Genomic DNA, 18,134 nt, shown 5'->3' with positions numbered 1-18,134 from the left:
ATGAGTACGATGGATTCACGGTTTTATCCGGAGGTACTGCAGGTTGTCCCTGGTGACAACTATATCGTCTATGCCTATTTCAACGACGGAACGGTACACTGCTACGATGCTTCAGAGCTTGTCATGGGGACGGGCGTTTTTGCACAGCTGCGTGACCGGCAGGTTTTTGTGAATACGATGACCGTCATGAATGGCTCTGTGGCATGGGATCTCACAGGAAATCGCGACGCGACGAAATGTATTGACATCGATCCCTTTGTCCTCTATGAAGCCCCTGTAGTAAAGGATCCGCTTGAGGAATCTGCATAATTCTCTACAAGCCTGTCTTGTGTTATGGTGGAGCAGTAAAAAATTCTCCCCCGTCGCAACGGGGGAGGGGAACCACGCGAAGCGTGGTGGAAGGGGCGAATCCAGTGGCGTGTCAGGCTAAGGAGCGTAAGAGCCGATTGTGATTAAAGAAGTTATCATCGTCGAGGGAAAGATGGATGTATTGGCGGTGCGGCGTGCGGTTGAGGCGGACTGCATCATCACGGATGGATTCCGTCTGCGCAGCGCCGCCATCAAAAATATCCGCGCCGCCTACGAGAAGCGCGGCATCATCGTCCTCACCGATCCCGATACCGTCGGCGAGCGCATCCGTGCGCGTCTCACGGAGATATTCCCACGCGCACGTCATGCCTTCATTCCCGTCGAGGATGCGACGAATCTGAACGACGGCGATGTCGGCGTCGAGCAGGCGAGTCCCGACGCGATCCGTGCGGCGCTCGAAAGGGTGCGGACACCGATGGATGCCCCTGCAGAGATCTTTTCGATAAGTGACATGATGATGCACGGATTGACAGGCACAGACGACGCCGCCGTACGCCGCGCACGCCTTGGACGCCATCTTGGTCTTGGCTTTGCGAATGCGAAGACCTTTCTCCGCCGTCTCAACACGTACGGAATTACCCGCGAGGAATTTATAACAGCAATAGAGGAGCTATGATGAACGCAAGTATCCCCGTGATCGCCGACCCGAAGGTCACACGCCACATCCTCAGTGCATTTCACCTGCGTGCGAGCAAACGCCTTGGGCAGAACTTCCTCGTGGATCGGAGCGTCGTGCAGGGCATTGTCGACGCGGCAGAACTTTCCCCAGCGGACATTGTGCTTGAAATCGGCCCCGGCATCGGTACGCTCACGCAGGGACTCGCCGAGAGTGGTGCGCGCGTCGTTGCTGTCGAGCTGGACAAAAAACTTCCCGCCGTACTTGCGGAGACGCTGAGGGGCTATGACAACGTGACTATTGTGCCGGGTGATATTCTAAAGCTGAACATCCCTGAGACTCTGGGACTCCGCACAGGGGAACGATGCAAGGTCGTTGCGAATCTGCCCTACTACATCACTACACCGATCATTATGACGCTTCTTGAACAGCGACTGCCCATCGAACGCCTCGTCACCATGGTGCAGAAGGAAGTCGCCGTCCGCATGACGGCGCGCTCCGGCTCGAAGGACTATGGCGCACTCTCCGTCGCCGTGCAGTATTTTACCGTGCCGCGCATGGTCATGGACGTGTCGCCGCGCTCCTTCCTGCCCGCACCCGAGGTTACGAGCGCCGTCATTGCCTGTCATGTGCAGGACGTGCCCACAGTTCAGCCGCACGATGAAAAACTCTTCTTCCGCCTTGTTCGCGCCGCATTCGGCCAGCGGCGCAAGACCCTCCTCAATGCGCTTACAGGTGCGGGATTGACCAAGGAGATGAGTCGTGCGGGACTCGCGGCGGCGGGCATTGCAGAGAATATGCGCGGGGAGCAGCTCTCCCTTGCGGATTTTGCACGCCTGTCCGATGCGGTCGGGCGCTTGGAGGGATGACGATGTACTTTGACAGCCATGTTCATACGGAGTTCTCCGCTGATTCTGAGATGAAGGCGGCGGATGCACTTCGCGAGGCAGAGAAACAGGGACTCGGGCTCGTGTTCACCGAGCATCTGGACTATGACTATCCTTCGGCGGGCACGGAGGAGTTTATCTTTGATCCCGAGGCGTATTGGGCAAAGTATGAACCCCTGCGCGCGGACGGGATGCTCTCGCTTGGCGTCGAGATGGGAATGATGGCAAGTGCGCGTGAAAAAAACGCCGCATTCCTGCGGCGTGTCCCGTTTGATTTTGTGCTTGCATCGATTCATTTTCTGGATGTGAAGGATCTCTACTATCCCGAGACCTTTGAGGGGCGCGAAAAGGGCGAGATGTATCACGAATACTTCACCGTCATGCGCGACGAGATCTATGCGCATCCCTTTATCAACGCGCTCGCCCACATCGACTACATCGCGCGCAACGCGCCGTTTGACAATCCCGAGATTTCGTATGGCGCGTTTTCGGAGGACATCGACGCTGTCCTGCGCGCCCTTGTCGAGACGGACACCGCCATCGAGATCAACACACGCCGCCTCTCCGTACCGCGCGGCATCAAAGAACTCGCGCCCATTTACCGCCGCTATCGTCAGCTCGGTGGGCGTTACGTCACCATCGGCTCCGACGCCCACGTCCCGCAGGGCATCGGTCGCTGCTATAACCGTGCGCGTGAACTCGCCCGTGCGTTTGATCTCACGATCATTACATTCCGCGAACGTAAGATGCGGCTTTGTGAGTAGAATACAGTGCATTTATCTACTTTGTATGCACACTTTTTGTCCGTTGCCTCTCCGTCACTTTCCTGTTATAATACAGGCTATGGATGGGGAGGCGTTTTTGTGCTCAGTAATTTTTTTGTCGCGCTCGGCGGCGTTGTGCCTCTCTTCTGTCTGATGGCGGTCGGTGTCTTTGTGAAGCGATCTCGCTTTCTGAGTGAGGAAGAACTCCTGCATGTCAACCGTATGGTGTTTCGTGTGTTCTTCTTCTTCATGATGTTCTACAACATCTACATCTCCGATCCGGGGACGGCGTTTCAGCCACTGCTCATGATCTTTGGTGCGGGCGGAGTGCTCCTCACGGCTCTCGTCTTCGGTATCATCGTCTGCCGTATTGAGCCTGATAACGCGCGGCGCGGTCCGATGATTCAGGCTGCCTTTCGCGGCAACTATGTCCTGATGGGCATTCCGCTCGTCGCAAATATCTTTGGGGATGCGGCGATTGCGATCCCAACCATGATGATTGCGGCGATCGTCCCTCTCTATAACGTTCTCGGCGTATTTGTCCTCGAGACCTTTCGCGGCGGGCGATTTGATCTCCTGCACATTCTGCGTGGCGTACTCATGAATCCCATGATCCTCGGTGCGATTGCGGGGGCATTGTGCCGGCTCGTGCAGCTGCCGATCCCTGCGCCTATCCTCAAACCCGCCGCGCAGATTGCGGCGGCGACCACGCCTGTCGCCCTCATCATCCTCGGTGCATCGTTCCACGGCGGCAGCTACCACACACACTTGCGCCAGCTGATCTTCTCGGTTGCCGCTCGTCTCATCATCGTACCCGCCCTCGTACTTCCACTAGCAGTTGCACTTGGCTTTCGGGACGTTGAACTCGTCACGCTCATCGCCATCTTTTCCACACCTTGCGCCGTCGCCGGCTTTGCCATGGCACAGCAGATGCAGGCGGATGCGGAGCTGGCGGGCAACTGCGTCGTATACAGCAGTGCGCTGTCCTGCTTGACGATCTTTGGCTGGGTCTTTTTGCTCAAGACATTGGGCTTTTTCTAACACAATAGGTTGACAACCTAACAAAATTTTGTATACTTAGGACTAAGTCGTAATAAGAAAAGGAGTCCGTCTGAAATGATAAGAAAGAAAGGTCTCACAGCACTCGGCGCTCTTGTTGTTGCGGGATGTGTTGGCATCATGGCACCGTCCGTACAGGCGGCAGAGGATGCCTCTGTCAATGCCGATATTGCGAGCGATATGCCGCATCGTGTTGTCGAGGGCGGCGACTTTAAGACGGCTACCCTTCGCCCGGATCGTTTGCTTGAGACCTACCGCCTGACGAAGTATGATGTCATTGATATCCAGGTCATCGGACTTCCTGAAGGTGCCGGAATGAGCGACATCATGATCGGTCCCGACGGCTATGCACAGCTACCTTATGTCGGCTCCGTGAAACTTGCCGGACTGACTCTTGATGAGGCGAAGGCTGTGCTGATGGAGCGCATGGGGCAGTATCTGCGCTTCCCGGATATGTCGCTGATCATGAGTTCCTACGGACCCCGCAAGGTCTATGTCATGGGGGAAGTGGGGGCACCTGGAATTCACGAGCTTGGTGCTGATAATCTCAACGCTTATGCAGCACTCTCCTCTGCCGGCGGCATCAAACGTCGTGGACGCAGCACACAGGTACAGGTGCTGCGCGTTGTGGGCGATACCATGTACTATAAGACGCTGAATATCAAAAACTACATCAAGAAACATGATCTCACACAGAACGTCGTGCTTCAAGATGGAGACATCATCTATGTACCGCGTTCCAATGGTATTAAGCTAGACGAGGATGTTCTGCCATACGTCAGCGTGTGGGCGATGTATAAGGCTTTGACGAAGTAAGTCGGGAGGAGATTGAATAATGGAACGCAATGAAGATTCGATCGATCTCGGACGTCTGTTTCGGGTTATGTGTGAGCGTAAGGCGGTTATTTTTGGCATCGTTGGAGCTTGCACGCTCGTTGCTCTTGTGATTGCGTTTGTCCTGCCGAAGCAGTATGAGTCCACGACATTGGTACAGACGAGCAGTGCAAACGCTTCGTCATCCGGTACGGCAGCGGCTCTTGCGGCGCTTGGTGGGTCCGGCGCATCCTCGCCGACAATGAATTATATGGAGTTGATGAAGTCGCGGACGGTGCTTGAGCCGATTATTGACAGCCTTGACTTTGATGGGGAAGAAAAGAAACCGACCGCAAAGGCGTTCGCAAAAAAATATCTTGATATCAAAAATACAAAGGGGACAAATCTGATCGAAGTTTCTGCGCGATGGGAGTCACCGGAAGAGGCGCAGCGCATCTCGCAGACTGTGGTGGATAACTTCCTTCTCATGCAGACGGATATGAATCAGCAGACGCAGTCCCTACTCGTAACATTCCTTGAAAAACGTATTGATGAGAGCAAAGAGGCCTCTGAGGATGCCGAGGCAAAACTCCTAGCGTTCAGCAAGGAGCACAAAATATACAGCCCCGATGATCAGGTGAAGCATGCACTCAGCCAAATCTTGGGGTTTGACAAGGCGATGGCGGACTTCGAAGTTTCCATCAAGTCCGGACAGGCCTCCCTAGATGCCGCAAATACTGCGCTTGAGGAACAAAAGATGAGCAGTAGGGTGTATAGTGTCTCGGATAATAAAATCGTACAAGAACTGCGTTCCCAAATCGTTGCAAAGCAGGTCGAACTTGTCGGACTCAGGCAGAATTATACGGACAAACATCCTAGCATCCAACGTGCAGAGGAGGAACTGCAGCAGCTTGAAAAGAGTCTGCATAACGAGGTCACTGCCTCTGTGGAGTCCAATGCCGTGACGCTGAATCCGACCCAGTCCGAACTTCTAAAACAGCAGGCACTCGCTTCTGTCGGACTCTCTGTCGCGAAAGCCAGCAAAAAAGCCGTCGAAGAAGAGTGGGGAAAAAAGGAAGAAGAGATCGGAAAGCTGCCGGACGATGTTCTTGAGTATGTTCGCCTTCAGCGTAATGTAACCATTCAAAATGAAGTCTATCTAAATCTGGTCAAACAGAGTGAACAGCACAAGATCCAGGCGGCGATGGAGAGCATGGACATCCAGATCGTAGATCCTGCGGATCTGCCGGATATTGAGAAACCGGTAGCGCCGCGCAAGGCACTGATTACCGCAGTGGGCTTTTTACTTGGATGCTTCCTTGCTTTTGGGTACGGCGTCATTCTATACAAGAGACAACAATAAGAGAAATGGGGGGAGAATATGCGCCTGCAACAGTTTCCAAAATCGCGTAAGTTGGTTATGCTCGTTGGAGATATTCTGTTGATGGGCGTATCCTATCTCATCTCGGTTTCTATCATTTTAAACGACGACATGCTGCCCGCCAATCTATACTCTTATGGGAGTTTGTTCCCTCTGCTTATTGTTTTAACTGGGCTGCTTCTAAATATCAACGGGCTGTATTCCATTGCTACAAAAAGGTTCGCAGAGGTTTTGCTTAGCGTTGCAGTGACGAATCTTTGCGCGCTGATTCTTATTTTTGCGCTTAGTTTCTTTATCCAGGAGCTATCCTGCTCTCGCTCGGTGTTGCTCCTGACGGTTTTTTTGCAGTTTTTTCTTCTGTCGATTTGGCGTTATCTCGCATGGCGGGTTGAGCGGCATGTCTATGCCGTGAGAGATGTGCTGCTCATTGGTTCTGAGGAAGAATGTACCCACGTTTATAACCGACTTTCCCGACAGCGTCATCTCAATATGAAGCTGAAGTATGTCTGTACTGACATGCAAAACTCTCTATGGAAAGAGTCCGCCGCCTCTGTGGATGTCATCATTATGTGCCCCGGTATGCGGCATCGCCATAAAGTTCAAGTGATTAACTTTTGCTATCAGCACGGAAAACGTCCTTTGCTGATACCGAATACATTCGAGATTTTTTGTAGCGGTGCAGAACTTGACAAGATTGATGACATCCCCGTGTTTCGCCCGTCGGTACTGCGCCCCACCCTTGAAGTGCGGACACTTAAGCGTGGGCTTGATCTGAGCGTTGCGGCGATTGGTTTTGCCTGCGCGCTTCCCCTTATGCTGCTCACAGCTCTTGCGATTAAGTTTAGTGATCGTGGACCGATTTTCTATAGTCAGGTGCGGACGGGCAGAAACGGGAAAGAGTTTTGTGTTTATAAATTCCGTACCATGCGTGTGGATGCGGAGAAATATAGCGGTCCGATGCTTGCACAAGAAAATGACCCGCGTATTACAGCCTTGGGACGGTTCTTGCGTGCTGTTCGATTGGATGAACTTCCTCAGATCTGGAATGTTCTTGTTGGAGATATGAGCATCGTTGGTCCACGTCCGGAGCGTCCTTTTTTTGTTGAACAATACATTGAGGAGATGCCTGAATACGCATACCGCCATAACGTAAAGCCCGGTATTACAGGGCTTGCACAGGTCTATGGGAAATATAATACCACGCCGTTTGACAAATTGATTTATGATTTGATGTATATTCAGCGTTGTAGTATTTTGACGGATTTGACTATTATTATACAGACCGTTAAGGTCTTATTTACGAAAAGTGCAACAGAAGGTACAGCTCAATTTCAAGAGGAGATTGACTTGACGAAATATGATATTCGGAAAGATATATATGGTGATTTTTAGTGCAGGATAAACTTGTTTCCGTAATTATGCCTGCTTACAACAGTGCGACATTTATTGGCGGATCCATTTCGTCTGTTCTAGATCAAACTCATACACAATGGGAATTGATTGTGGTAGATGATGCATCAACGGATATGACTGCCGAGACTGTTCGAGAGTATGTGCATACGGACTCGCGCATAAAATATTATCGTCAAGAGTATAACATGGGGGTCGCAGAAGCCCGCAACAGAGCTATTAGAACTGCAGAAGGTCGCTATCTGGCCTTTCTCGACAGTGATGATCTCTGGCTTCCCAATAAATTGAAACGACAGCTTGAGTTTATGCAATGCAATGGCAGCGGGTTTACGTATACAGAATATCGACAGTTTTATAAAGATCCGGCGATGCCAGGAAAGTTAATACGTACACATGATAGCGTCGATTATCATGAGCTTCTGAAGGGGAATGATATCGGCTGTCTGACAGTCATGCTTGATCGCAAGATATTTCCACATATTGAAATGCCGCATGTTCGTCATGAAGACTATGTGACATGGTTGAATCTGTTGCATCAAGGAGGAGGGCGAGCCTACGCCCTGCATGAGGATCTCGCACGCTATCGTAAGAGTGCAGATTCGCTCACTGCAAGCAAACAACAAAGCCTTGCGTGGACGTGGCAGGTGTATCGTAAGACGCAAGGACTCTCATGGTTAAAATCCGTCTATTATCTGATGTTCTATGCCGCGCGGGGACTACATAAACACTATAGGGGGATGTAGTTTTCGTAAGCCCGGAATCATCGAAAGGGGCGAATGGAACACATATAGAATCAGTACTTTATTTTAGCATGTTTTTTGAAAAATTCTCAACAGAACATATCTCTACATTTAGTTATCCTTCTCAATCAGGTGAAAAGTGCAAATCTGACAAAGTTCATTTTATCAATGAATCAAGAAGGGGAACAGCTGTAGAGGAGTTACTTCTATTTTTTGAAATGTATGAGGTATAGTCTATGAATATTGCGGTGATCTTTGCCGGCGGTGCAGGCAAGCGTATGAACACAAAGGCAATACCGAAGCAGTTTTTGAAAATGCACGGAAAACCTGTTCTTATCTACACGCTGGAGCACTTTCAGAATCATCCACAAGTTGATGCGATTGTACTTGTTTGCATTGCATCGTGGATCGAATATGCAAACAAGTTAATACGTGACTATCATCTCCCAAAGGTTGTCGATGTTGTACCTGGTGGAGAAACGGGACAGGAATCGATATTCGCAGGGCTTACGTGTGCGCGACAGATCTCAAAGAGTGAAAAAGATGTCGTTTTAGTACACGATGGTGTACGGCCTCTCATCGACGAAGAAACGATTACTATGTGTTTGACGTCTGTGGAACTTCATGGAAATGCAGTAACAACGACACCTGCGATTGAAACTATTTTTGTTCAAAGCGAGGCGGATGAGGTGGGACAGATCTTCAATCGTTCCCATTGCGCTATGGCGCGTGCACCGCAATGTTTTTATCTTGCTGAGCTCTATCGAGCACATTTACAGGCAAAGGCTGAGGGGCGGAACGATTTCATTGACTCGGCAATGATGATGCAGTATTACGGCGCGCATCTTTATATGGTGACGGGATCCGTTGAGAATATCAAGATTACTACGCCGACGGACTTTTATCTCTTCCGTGCACTGTTGGATGCGCGCGAGAATATGCAGATTGCCGGGATTTGAGCCATAATGGTCGCTCTAAAAGTAATTTTCATGAGAGGGGATTCCTATGTGGATTGAAAATGATATATTTCGTGAGGATATGGAGTATATTGCAAATGCCTCGTTTCTGCCTTGGGGGGATCTAAAGGGGAAGACCGTACTTATTACAGGTGGCACAGGACTCCTCGGATTTAATCTCATCTCCGCACTTTCCTATGCTGCTCTGTATCGGGCGATTCCGTTGCGTATTCTTGCATTGATTCGAAACGAAGAACGTGCAAAAGGACGGTTTTGCGAGCTTTTGGCAGCAGGAGCTCCCCTCTCCTTTCTGTGTGGAGATCTGATGCATATCCCTGTCATTGGAGAAAAAGTTGACTACATTATCCATGGAGCCAGTCCGACTGCGAGCCGTTATTTTGCCGAGCATCCCGTGGAGACCATTCGTGAAAATCTCACGGGTTCCATTTCGCTTCTTGAGTTTGCCCGTAAGAAGCGCATCCAATCATTTCTCTTCCTATCCAGTATGGAGGTCTATGGTGCACTTCACCGCAGAGAAAAAGTGGAGGAAGCCCATGAGAGCTTTGTTGATACGATGCAACCACGCAACTCCTATCCTGAGGTAAAGCGTATGGTAGAAGCTCTTTGTTGCGCATACGCTGCCGAGTATGGGGTGCCTGCAAAGGTTATTCGACTCACACAAACCTTTGGTGCCGGTGTACCTCGAAATGACAACCGCGTGTTCGCTCAGCTCATGCGGTCGGCTCTGCGGGGAGAAGATCTTGTACTAAAGACGAAGGGGGGAACAGAACACTCATACCTATATACTGCAGATGCGGTTACCGCTATGCTTTCTGTGCTTCTCTGCGGAAAGAATGGCGAGGCGTATAATGCTGCGAATGAAGATTCCTACTGCTCGATTCGTGAGATGGCGGAATGTGTAGCTAATCTTCCCGTTGTTTTGGAAAAATATGGATCGCCTGTAGGTGTTGTTATTCGTGAAGATGAAAAAAGTGCCTCCGTTTATCCGCCGGAACTCTATATGAATCTTGATACGAAAAAAATCCGGCAGCTTGGATGGCAGCCTTGCCGGGATTTGAAGGATATGTATGAGCGCATGATAGCGATATGTGATTATTAGCACCATTCAATTCATTGATAGAAAAACTGTACCAATCCGAAGGTTTGTTTTGTCGGCGCTTCCTTTTAATAATATTGGTGGGTGAATATATTGGAGACGTGGGTTGGGATCGTTCTTCTGGTTATTGGAATAAATATAGTTTCCTTATTTATGATAAAGAAGGAAGTACCGATACTGGCATGGTTTCTATTGGTGATCGTAACCATTATGTCCGCCGTAAGAAACAATATTGGAGAAGATTATTCAAGCTATATAGAACTGTTTTTTTTATGTGATGTGATGGATGAAATTTTACCTTATCCGGAGATATCGTTTCAAATATTATCCACGATAATTCAAAAAGCAGAATTAGGCTACCAATGTGTGTTTGCTTTTTACAGTGTCGCTATAGCCGTATTTATATGGAAATCAGCAAAAGTGTATGTAAAAGATAGGCGCTATATTCTGCTATTCATATCTTTGTGGATCATATCGGCTTTTGATATGGGCTGGTGGTTCTCGATGAATGTGGTGAGACAGTATTTAGCGATTGCGATATTGTTGTATGCATATAGATATTTAATAGAAAATAACAATAAAAAATATATTATATGGTGTCTAATCGCTGCATTTATACATATAAGCGCATTGGCGATGCTTGTTCTGCCGCTTGTACTTAAGATGCATATAAGCAAGGGGAAATATGTAATTCTTACTTGTATTGCAATTGTATTATCATTTACTTCATTTAAGTATATTTGGGCTTCCTGGACAATATCGCAACTTGGAATTTATGAGAACTATATAGATTTTGTCCCCTTGGATACGGATGTTGGTTTAGGTCTAAGTGCATGGTTTTTTCTCTTTCAATTTCTCTTTTTGATTAAACAACTCGATTGGAATATTAGGGATGAATATGTGATAGGAGTTCTGCTCTCGCTATGTACGATGATGAAATTTATGCTAGTAAGACCTTATTCAAGGATAGTGGCGTTTTTTTCAGCCGTATTTATTATAGCGTGGATTATACTGTTGTGTAAAAATAAAATAAGACAAAAAGCTTTATTGATTACGTCGATTGTCTTCGTGTATAGTGTGACCTTTTTGTACGGAATCAATGCGGCTCAGACAGGGCATGATACTGATTTGAGAGCGTCGGCAGGGAATATTACATATAAAGCTAATTTGAGCTTTGGTGACGACAGGTAAGAATGCTGGGTATGAAAAAAGGTAAATTGAAGTTTTTGTATGGTTTTTTTGCGGTGTTTAGTTCGAATTTTTTGTCCCTGCTTATTTCTGTATCTATTACACTGATTTTCCCTAAAGTGCTATCGGAAGTGGATTATTCTTATTTTCAGTTATATTTGTTTTATTCGTCTTTTGTCATTTTTGGACATCTTGGAATCATTGACGGAATTTATTTGAGGTATGGCGGAGTCCGTTATAAGGAATTGGAGTTCCCGCTGCTGTATGCTCAATTCAAGTTTTTAACGATTATAGAAGTTCTCATGGCAACCATCATATTTGCTATAGGCGGGTTCGAACCGGATACCGAAAAAGGTATTGTATTTATGATTTGTGCCATAGCATTTGTTTTAGCCGGTATTAGGATATTTTACTCACAACTTTTGCTCACCACGGCGAGAATGGCGGAATATGCCAAGGTGATGCTCTTAGAAAGAATAGTATTTATATCATTGAGTATAATCTACTTTATTTTTCATAAGCAAAATTCCTTTGAAGTAATATGCTTTATAGACTTGCTGGCAAGAGGCTGTTCATACTTATATGTCAGAAGAATTATGCCGGAGCTCCGAAGCAGCGGCGTCGCAAACCTTAAAAAAGCTGTTTCTGAGATTGTAGAAAACTGGTCTTGTGGGGTGAATTTATATTTTTCTAATTTTTCCAGTATGTTATCAATAGGTATTTTTAGATTTTTGATTGAAAACAAGTGGGATATAATTACCTTCGGTAAGGTATCTTTGGCAATTAGTGCTGTTGGAGCTTTTGTTGTACTATCAAATGCAGCTAGTTTGGCGTTGTTCCCGGCAATGAGGCGGATCAATGAAAAATATATAAAGGATAGTTTTGTGCTTACGAATGATCTGTTATGCTATTTTGGTTTATGTTTGCAATGGCTATATTTCCCGTTATGTGTTTTATTGACAATATGGCTTCCCAATTATGTAGACAGCTTTATATATATGGGGCTTTTGTTCCCTATGTGCATATATGATATAAAATGGACATCATTGGAATCGACAATATTAAAGGTGATAAGACAAGAAAAACAAATTTTATATACAAATGTCGTGAGCCTGCTTGTAAGCGTGCTTTTTGGGGTAATCATTTGGTTGGATATGTGCTCTGTAATAAATGTTATGATGTGCCTTGTTTCTATTTTTGTCTGTAAACATATTATGGGGATGAAAATAATTAAGAGGGCGCTTTGTATAGAACGGTATTCAATGGGGGCAGAAGGTATTACATTTATGATTGTGATACTGTATTATATTATTGTTGTTAATTTGGACGCCTTCAAGGGGGGCGTGATATATGGGCTGTTGTTGTTCGCGGTTGGGATATGGAATTTTAATTCTATTAAGGTAAAATGTAAAGCGATAAAAGAAATATATATGAATATTTAGGGGGAAGCAGATGTATACCATTGACGATGATGAATTAAGGGTATTACAAAAAAAGAGTCTGGACTTGTTGATTTATTTTAAAAAATTTTGCGACGATCACAAAATGGAATTTTATTTAGGAGGGGGCTCGTGCTTAGGGGCGATTAGACATAACGGATTCATTCCATGGGATGATGATATCGACTTGATGATGAAAAGAGATGACTATGAACGTCTGGAGGAGCTTTGGAATAAGGATGCAGATACAAAAAGGTTTTCCTGTGTTCGTCCGAATGAAAAGATAGTAAACGGGAATAAATATATAACAATTCATGATAACAATACGACTTATATACAAAAAGGACACGAGTATTTTGATGCCAATCAAGGCATTGCTCTTGAAATATCACCATTGGATGGCTATCCCGAAAAAAAATATCAGAGATATTTACAGATATTTTGGGCGGTTGTATTTTCTCTGTATGCCAATCAACTGCCGACAAAAAAATATGGGTGGTTTATCGAAAAAGTCTGCAGGGGGTTATTAAAACTAGTTTCTAATAGAAAAAATCAATATAAAATCTTTCATTTTGCAGAAAAACAGATGAGCAAATATAATATAAGGGCTTGTTCGAACTATGCGGCATTGTGCGCGTTTGTTCATATCTCACATAAATACCCTAAAGAAATGTTTGAAAAACCGATGTACATTCCGTTTGAAGGACATGATATGCCTGTACCGCAGGATTGTGATTTATATTTAAGAATCCTATATGGTGATTATATGAAATTACCACCCATAGAGGAACGAAAACCAAGGATTGAGTGTGTTTGTTTGGATCTAAATAAAAGTTATCTTGAATACAAGGGCGTATATTATCCGGTGCCGGAGGAGCAGTGAAGTGGTAATGAATATGGTTCCCTGAAAGACATGATGTATGTGTCAACTGGCTGGAGAGAGAAAGGGTAAGCATGAACAGCTTCGCAATACTTGTTTTGTCGTGCGATAAATATGCGGATATTTGGGATGCCTTTTTCATGGACTTCCATAAAAAATGGCCGCATAACAACTATCCGGTTTATTTACTGTCGAACAATAAAATATATGAAGGATATGGAGTAAGAACGATTTGTGTTGGTGAGGATGTTACATGGAGTGCTAATTTGAAATCAGCGCTGTCCAAGATAGAAGAAAAAAATATACTGACAGTATTTGATGATCTGTTCATAACAGATGGAATAAGAATCAAGAGCATAGATGAAATGATTCGTGTTTTCCAAGAAGAGGATATGAATTATCTACGCTTAAACCCGTTGCCACCTCCAACAGGGGAAAAATATGAAACTATCGGGGTCGTGAGAAAAGGAGAATTATATAGATCATCTGCCGTGTTTTCTATTTGGAAAAAGCAGGTTTTATTGGATATCCTGGATGAAAAAGAGAATGCGTGGCAATTTGAAATAACTGGGTCCGCCAGAACAGATAAATACGATAAATGGTATTCCTGCCTTGATGCACTATTTCCCTATCTGAATCTAATCATAAAAGGAAAATATGATCCAAGGGTATATCATGTTTTAAAAGAACAAGGTATAGAGCTACCCAATTCAAGGAAGCTGATGAGCACGCGGGAATTATATATATATATATTTAAAGAATATAGAAGCCGCATATTCCAAAGAATGATACCATGGAATATGCGAAGAAAAATACGACAAATGTTTAATAGCTTTGAAGACGCCGGAAAATAAGGATTGTAATCTAATAAACATACAATAAATGTGTACGAAGAGTTTTCTCGTATACAGCTGTTTCCTTATCTTATTTGTCTCGAGGCACAGCAAAAAAGGAAGGGGTTCAATATGAAAAAGGCGATTATTACAGGTATCAATGGGCAGGATGGCTCATATCTGGCTGGGCTTTTGCTTGAAAAGGACTATGAGGTACACGGTATTATTCGTCGGCACAGTACACCATGTGTAGAGCGCATTAACCATCTCCTATCGGATATGCAATATAATGGTCGTATTTTCCTCCACTATGGCGATCTGACGGATTCGAGCAGCGCACACGCACTAATTCGCGCGGTCGAACCCGATGAAGTTTATAACCTTGCGGCACAGTCCCATGTTGCGGTTTCGTTCGAGGTTCCGGAGTATACGGCAGAGGCGACAGGAGTTGGAACAATTCGATTGCTTGAGGCAGTGCGTCAAGCCGGTATTCCGATACGTTTCTATCAGGCGTCTACCTCGGAGCTCTTTGGCGGTCTTCCTGAGACTGCTCCGCAGAGTGAGAAAACGCCGTTTTATCCGAAAAGCCCGTATGGCGCTGCAAAGCTGTATGCGTATTGGGTTACTGTAAATTACAGGGAAGCTTATGATTTGTATGCGTGTAATGGGATCTTGTTTAACCATGAATCACCGCGGCGTGGAGAAAATTTTGTGACGAAGAAGATCACACGCGCTGTGGCACGTATCGCTCAGGGGCGACAGGACAAGCTGTCCCTTGGCAATCTGGACGCAAAGCGTGATTGGGGCTATGCGAAGGATTATGTTGAGGCGATGTGGCTGATGCTGCAGCAGGACAAACCTGATGACTTCGTGATTGCGACGGGTGAAACGCATACGGTGCGGGAGTTCACGGAGCTTGCTTTCCGTCATATCGGTGTGAAGATTGCATGGGAAGGTGAGGGCGTCGAGGAAAAGGCGTATGACCGCAAGACAAACCGCATTCTTGTTGATGTTGATCCGAGCTTTTTCCGTCCTGCCGAGGTTGAGTTCCTCTGGGGCGACCCGTCCAAGGCGAAGGAGAAGCTTGGCTGGACGAACAAGACGAGCTTCGAGCGTCTTGTGGAGATTATGATGGATTATGATATGAAGTTTGATAATTTTGGCGGTGATCACAAATGATTTTATTGACGGGTGCGACGGGCTTTCTTGGGAAACGCGTTGCAAGAAAACTAAAGGCACGCGGGTTGGCATTTCATCCGACATCGTTGTCGATGGGAATAGATCTAAGGGAACCCTCTGCGGTTCAAAAGCTCTTCAAAGAGGTGAAGCCGGAGAAGGTCATCAACTGCGCCGCCTATGTCGGCGGCATTCAGTTCGGCTATAAGCATCCTGCGGAGCTTTTCCGCAACAATCTGCTGATGACAATCAACATTCTCGATGCCTGTAAAGAGGTTTCTGTTCGGCGGCTTGTCAACCCAATTTCAAACTGTGCCTATCCCGCGAGGGCAACGTTTTTCAAGGAAAGTGAGTTCTGGGAGGGCAAACTTCATGAGTCTGTCATGGTTTATGGACATGCGCGCAAGACTTCCTGGGTAGGTGCATGGGCGTACGAGAAGCAGTATGGTCTGGACTCGCTCAACCTGATTCTTTCCAATATGTATGGTCCCGAGGATCACTTTGAGGAGGAGCGTTCTCATGCACTCGGCGCTCTCATCATGAAGATTGTAAAGGCAAAGCGAGAGAACCTGCCCGAGGTCATTGTTTGGGGGTCGGGAAAGCCTGTGCGCGAATGGCTGTATGTCGATGATGGTGCGGAGGCGATGGTGCGCGGACTCGATGCACCGCACGAGGAGCGGCCCGTGAATATCGGCGTGGGCAAGGGCATATCCATCATCGATATGGCGAAAATCATCCAAGAGGATGTCGGCTATACGGGCGAATTGAAACTCGACCCATCGAAGCCTGATGGTGCTCCGTATAAAACGGTAGACGGCAGCAGAGGGATGGAGCTCCTCGGCTGGCGTCCCGAGAAGGATTTTCGCGCCGGGATTCGTGAGACGGTCGCGTGGTATCTTGAAAACCGTTAAATAGCCGTTTAGGCTTATATTATTTGATGGAAATGGGGGATAGAAATGAAAACAGTACAATCTCCGAGTGGACAGCTTTTGGCGAAACATATCACGACAGAGGATATTAAGGATGGACTAGGGTTCTTCTCGGATGACGCGGACTTCATTCAGGTTGGAACATGGCGGTATGAGGCAGGAAAAGACCTGCTTGCGCATCAGCACAACCTCGTAGAGCGTACAGTCAAGCGTACGCAGGAGGTTCTTGTCATTCAGAAAGGTTCGATTCAAGCGAGTATCTTTGATGAGGATGAGCCCCATTCGCTGCTGGACAGGTTTGTCGTGAAACAGGGAGAAATTTTGGTCTTGCTCAACGGCGCGCATGGGTATAAAATTTTGGAAGATGGTACGCAAGTCGTAGAAATAAAAAATGGTCCTTACCTTGGGGCTGAAGTGGATCGGGTACGAATCTAAACAGTATTTGTGGAGGTGGTTTCAATGAGTCAGTTTATCAATCAGATGGAGCCGTGGTTTGACGATGCCGAGGCGAATGCCGTACATGAATATATGAAATCCGGCGGCTGGGTGACGGAATTCCGCAAGACGCGGGAGCTTGAAGACCGTATCGCGGAATATACGGGGGCAAAGTACTGCTCTGTTGTTGCAAATGGAACGGTCAGTCTTTCGATCGCACTGATGGCATGTGGTGTAAAGAAGGATGACGAGGTTATTGTCCCCGATTATACGATGGTTGCGACGCCGAACTCTGCGGAACTGATCGGGGCGAAGGCTGTCTTTGTTGACATCAACCGCCGGAATCTCTGCATGGACTTTGAGAAGATGAAGGCGGCGATCACGCCGAAGACGAAGGCGGTCATGCTCGTGACCATCAATGGGCGTTATCCGGAAGAGATCGAGCAGTTTGCGGCGTTCTGCAAAGAGAAAGGTCTTTGGCTAATTGAAGACGCCGCGCAGTCACTTGGTTCACGCGTCAATGGCAAGCATCTCGGGCTTTTTGGTCATATCGGCAGCTTCTCGTTCAGTGCGCCGAAGGTCATTACGACGGGGCAGGGCGGTGCACTCATCACGGACGATGCGGAGCTTTTCGACCGTATCAGGAAGATTCGTGATTTCGGACGCTCGCAGGGCGGTATTGATCATTATCTCATCAAGGGATGGAACTTCAAGTTCACGGATCTGCAGGCGGTTGTCGGTCTGGAGCAGATGAAGAAGCTCGCCTATCGTGTCGAGCGAAAGAAGGAAATCGGCAAACTCTATGAAAAATTGCTTGCTGATGTAAAGCAGGTTGAATTTATCCCGACAAATTATGAGAATACGACACCGTGGTTTATTGATATTCTTGTGGAGGATCGCGAAGGACTGAAAACCTATCTGAAGGAACATGGTGTCGGCTCGCGTGACTTCTATCCGCCGCTCCATGCAGAGCCTGCCTATGGCTATGAGGGGAGCTATCCTGTGACGGAGGAGATTTCGCGCAAGGGGCTTTGGCTTCCGTCCGCAGCACAACTGACAGATGAGGAGATTGAAGAGGTCTGCAAGCATATCAAAGCGTATTTTGCTTGATGAATGATTGGTGTGTGGAGAGCGGTTTATGT

General features: G+C 46.9%; 19 protein-coding genes. All 19 read left to right on the top strand.

Annotated features, from left to right (window positions below; translation table 11 throughout):
• The first annotated feature begins 9 nt into the window (after window positions 1-9).
• The 19 genes from C8273_RS08955 (at window position 10) to C8273_RS08865 (ending at window position 18,102) form a co-directional block, all read left to right on the top strand.
• Window positions 10-309 carry a DUF2442 domain-containing protein gene (locus tag C8273_RS08955; RefSeq protein ID WP_199821091.1) on the top strand — a complete coding sequence of 100 codons (300 nt, stop codon included), beginning with the start codon at window positions 10-12 and terminating at the stop codon, window positions 307-309.
• 139 nt (window positions 310-448) lie between these two features.
• Entirely contained in the window at window positions 449-985 is a 537-nt protein-coding gene (gene rnmV, locus C8273_RS08950) for a ribonuclease M5 (protein WP_106627386.1), read from the top strand.
• Window positions 985-1,854 (top strand): 16S rRNA (adenine(1518)-N(6)/adenine(1519)-N(6))-dimethyltransferase RsmA, encoded by an 870-nt coding sequence (gene rsmA / locus C8273_RS08945; RefSeq protein WP_106627385.1) that lies wholly within the window; start codon window positions 985-987, stop codon window positions 1,852-1,854. Before rnmV ends, rsmA begins: the two co-directional genes overlap by 1 nt.
• Window positions 1,851-2,636 carry a histidinol-phosphatase HisJ family protein gene (locus tag C8273_RS08940; RefSeq protein ID WP_106627384.1) on the top strand — a complete coding sequence of 262 codons (786 nt, stop codon included), beginning with the start codon at window positions 1,851-1,853 and terminating at the stop codon, window positions 2,634-2,636. The genes rsmA and C8273_RS08940 overlap by 4 nt, the downstream gene beginning before the upstream one ends.
• Before the next feature lie 99 nt (window positions 2,637-2,735).
• Window positions 2,736-3,677: an AEC family transporter gene (locus C8273_RS08935; RefSeq protein WP_106627383.1), complete on the top strand. Its 942-nt coding sequence runs from the start codon at window positions 2,736-2,738 to the stop codon at window positions 3,675-3,677.
• 75 nt (window positions 3,678-3,752) lie between these two features.
• Window positions 3,753-4,511 carry a polysaccharide biosynthesis/export family protein gene (locus C8273_RS08930; protein WP_106627382.1) on the top strand — a complete coding sequence of 253 codons (759 nt, stop codon included), beginning with the start codon at window positions 3,753-3,755 and terminating at the stop codon, window positions 4,509-4,511.
• 19 nt (window positions 4,512-4,530) lie between these two features.
• Window positions 4,531-5,871: a GumC family protein gene (locus tag C8273_RS08925; RefSeq protein ID WP_106627381.1), complete on the top strand. Its 1,341-nt coding sequence runs from the start codon at window positions 4,531-4,533 to the stop codon at window positions 5,869-5,871.
• A gap of 18 nt (window positions 5,872-5,889) precedes the next feature.
• Entirely contained in the window at window positions 5,890-7,281 is a 1,392-nt protein-coding gene (locus C8273_RS08920) for a sugar transferase (protein ID WP_106627380.1), read from the top strand.
• A complete protein-coding gene (locus C8273_RS08915; protein WP_106627379.1) occupies window positions 7,281-8,042 on the top strand; it encodes a glycosyltransferase family 2 protein in 762 nt (253 codons plus the stop codon). Before C8273_RS08920 ends, C8273_RS08915 begins: the two co-directional genes overlap by 1 nt.
• Before the next feature lie 233 nt (window positions 8,043-8,275).
• Window positions 8,276-8,998: an IspD/TarI family cytidylyltransferase gene (locus C8273_RS08910; RefSeq protein ID WP_106627378.1), complete on the top strand. Its 723-nt coding sequence runs from the start codon at window positions 8,276-8,278 to the stop codon at window positions 8,996-8,998.
• Between the two features lie 46 nt (window positions 8,999-9,044).
• Window positions 9,045-10,115, top strand: coding sequence for an NAD-dependent epimerase/dehydratase family protein (locus tag C8273_RS08905; RefSeq protein WP_199821061.1), 1,071 nt, complete (start codon window positions 9,045-9,047; stop codon window positions 10,113-10,115).
• A gap of 192 nt (window positions 10,116-10,307) precedes the next feature.
• Window positions 10,308-11,303, top strand: coding sequence for an EpsG family protein (locus tag C8273_RS08900; RefSeq protein ID WP_234343988.1), 996 nt, complete (start codon window positions 10,308-10,310; stop codon window positions 11,301-11,303).
• Window positions 11,304-11,314: 11 nt separating this feature from the next.
• Window positions 11,315-12,742, top strand: a complete 1,428-nt coding sequence (locus C8273_RS08895) for a polysaccharide biosynthesis protein (RefSeq protein WP_159060758.1) — start codon at window positions 11,315-11,317, stop codon at window positions 12,740-12,742.
• Window positions 12,743-12,752: 10 nt separating this feature from the next.
• Window positions 12,753-13,622 (top strand): LicD family protein, encoded by an 870-nt coding sequence (locus C8273_RS08890; protein ID WP_106627375.1) that lies wholly within the window; start codon window positions 12,753-12,755, stop codon window positions 13,620-13,622.
• Between the two features lie 71 nt (window positions 13,623-13,693).
• On the top strand, window positions 13,694-14,473 hold the full coding sequence (locus C8273_RS08885; RefSeq protein WP_106627374.1) for a hypothetical protein: 780 nt from the start codon (window positions 13,694-13,696) through the stop codon (window positions 14,471-14,473).
• A 111-nt stretch (window positions 14,474-14,584) separates the two neighbouring features.
• Window positions 14,585-15,631 carry a GDP-mannose 4,6-dehydratase gene (gmd, locus tag C8273_RS08880; protein WP_106627373.1) on the top strand — a complete coding sequence of 349 codons (1,047 nt, stop codon included), beginning with the start codon at window positions 14,585-14,587 and terminating at the stop codon, window positions 15,629-15,631.
• The gene (locus tag C8273_RS08875; RefSeq protein ID WP_106627372.1) at window positions 15,628-16,539 is read left to right on the top strand and encodes an NAD-dependent epimerase/dehydratase family protein; all 912 of its coding nucleotides are present in this window, start codon (window positions 15,628-15,630) and stop codon (window positions 16,537-16,539) included. The genes gmd and C8273_RS08875 overlap by 4 nt, the downstream gene beginning before the upstream one ends.
• A gap of 45 nt (window positions 16,540-16,584) precedes the next feature.
• On the top strand, window positions 16,585-16,992 hold the full coding sequence (locus C8273_RS08870; RefSeq protein ID WP_106627371.1) for a cupin domain-containing protein: 408 nt from the start codon (window positions 16,585-16,587) through the stop codon (window positions 16,990-16,992).
• A gap of 24 nt (window positions 16,993-17,016) precedes the next feature.
• A complete protein-coding gene (locus C8273_RS08865) occupies window positions 17,017-18,102 on the top strand; it encodes a DegT/DnrJ/EryC1/StrS family aminotransferase (RefSeq protein WP_106627370.1) in 1,086 nt (361 codons plus the stop codon).
• Window positions 18,103-18,134 lie beyond the last annotated feature (32 nt).

Origin of the sequence: Candidatus Centipeda massiliensis (assembly GCF_900290285.1) — a bacterium.
Classification (GTDB): Bacteria; Bacillota; Negativicutes; order Selenomonadales; family Selenomonadaceae; genus Centipeda; species Centipeda massiliensis.
The sequence above is the reverse complement of the archived record's forward strand: the minus strand, read 5'-3'. Positions and strand labels throughout refer to the sequence as shown.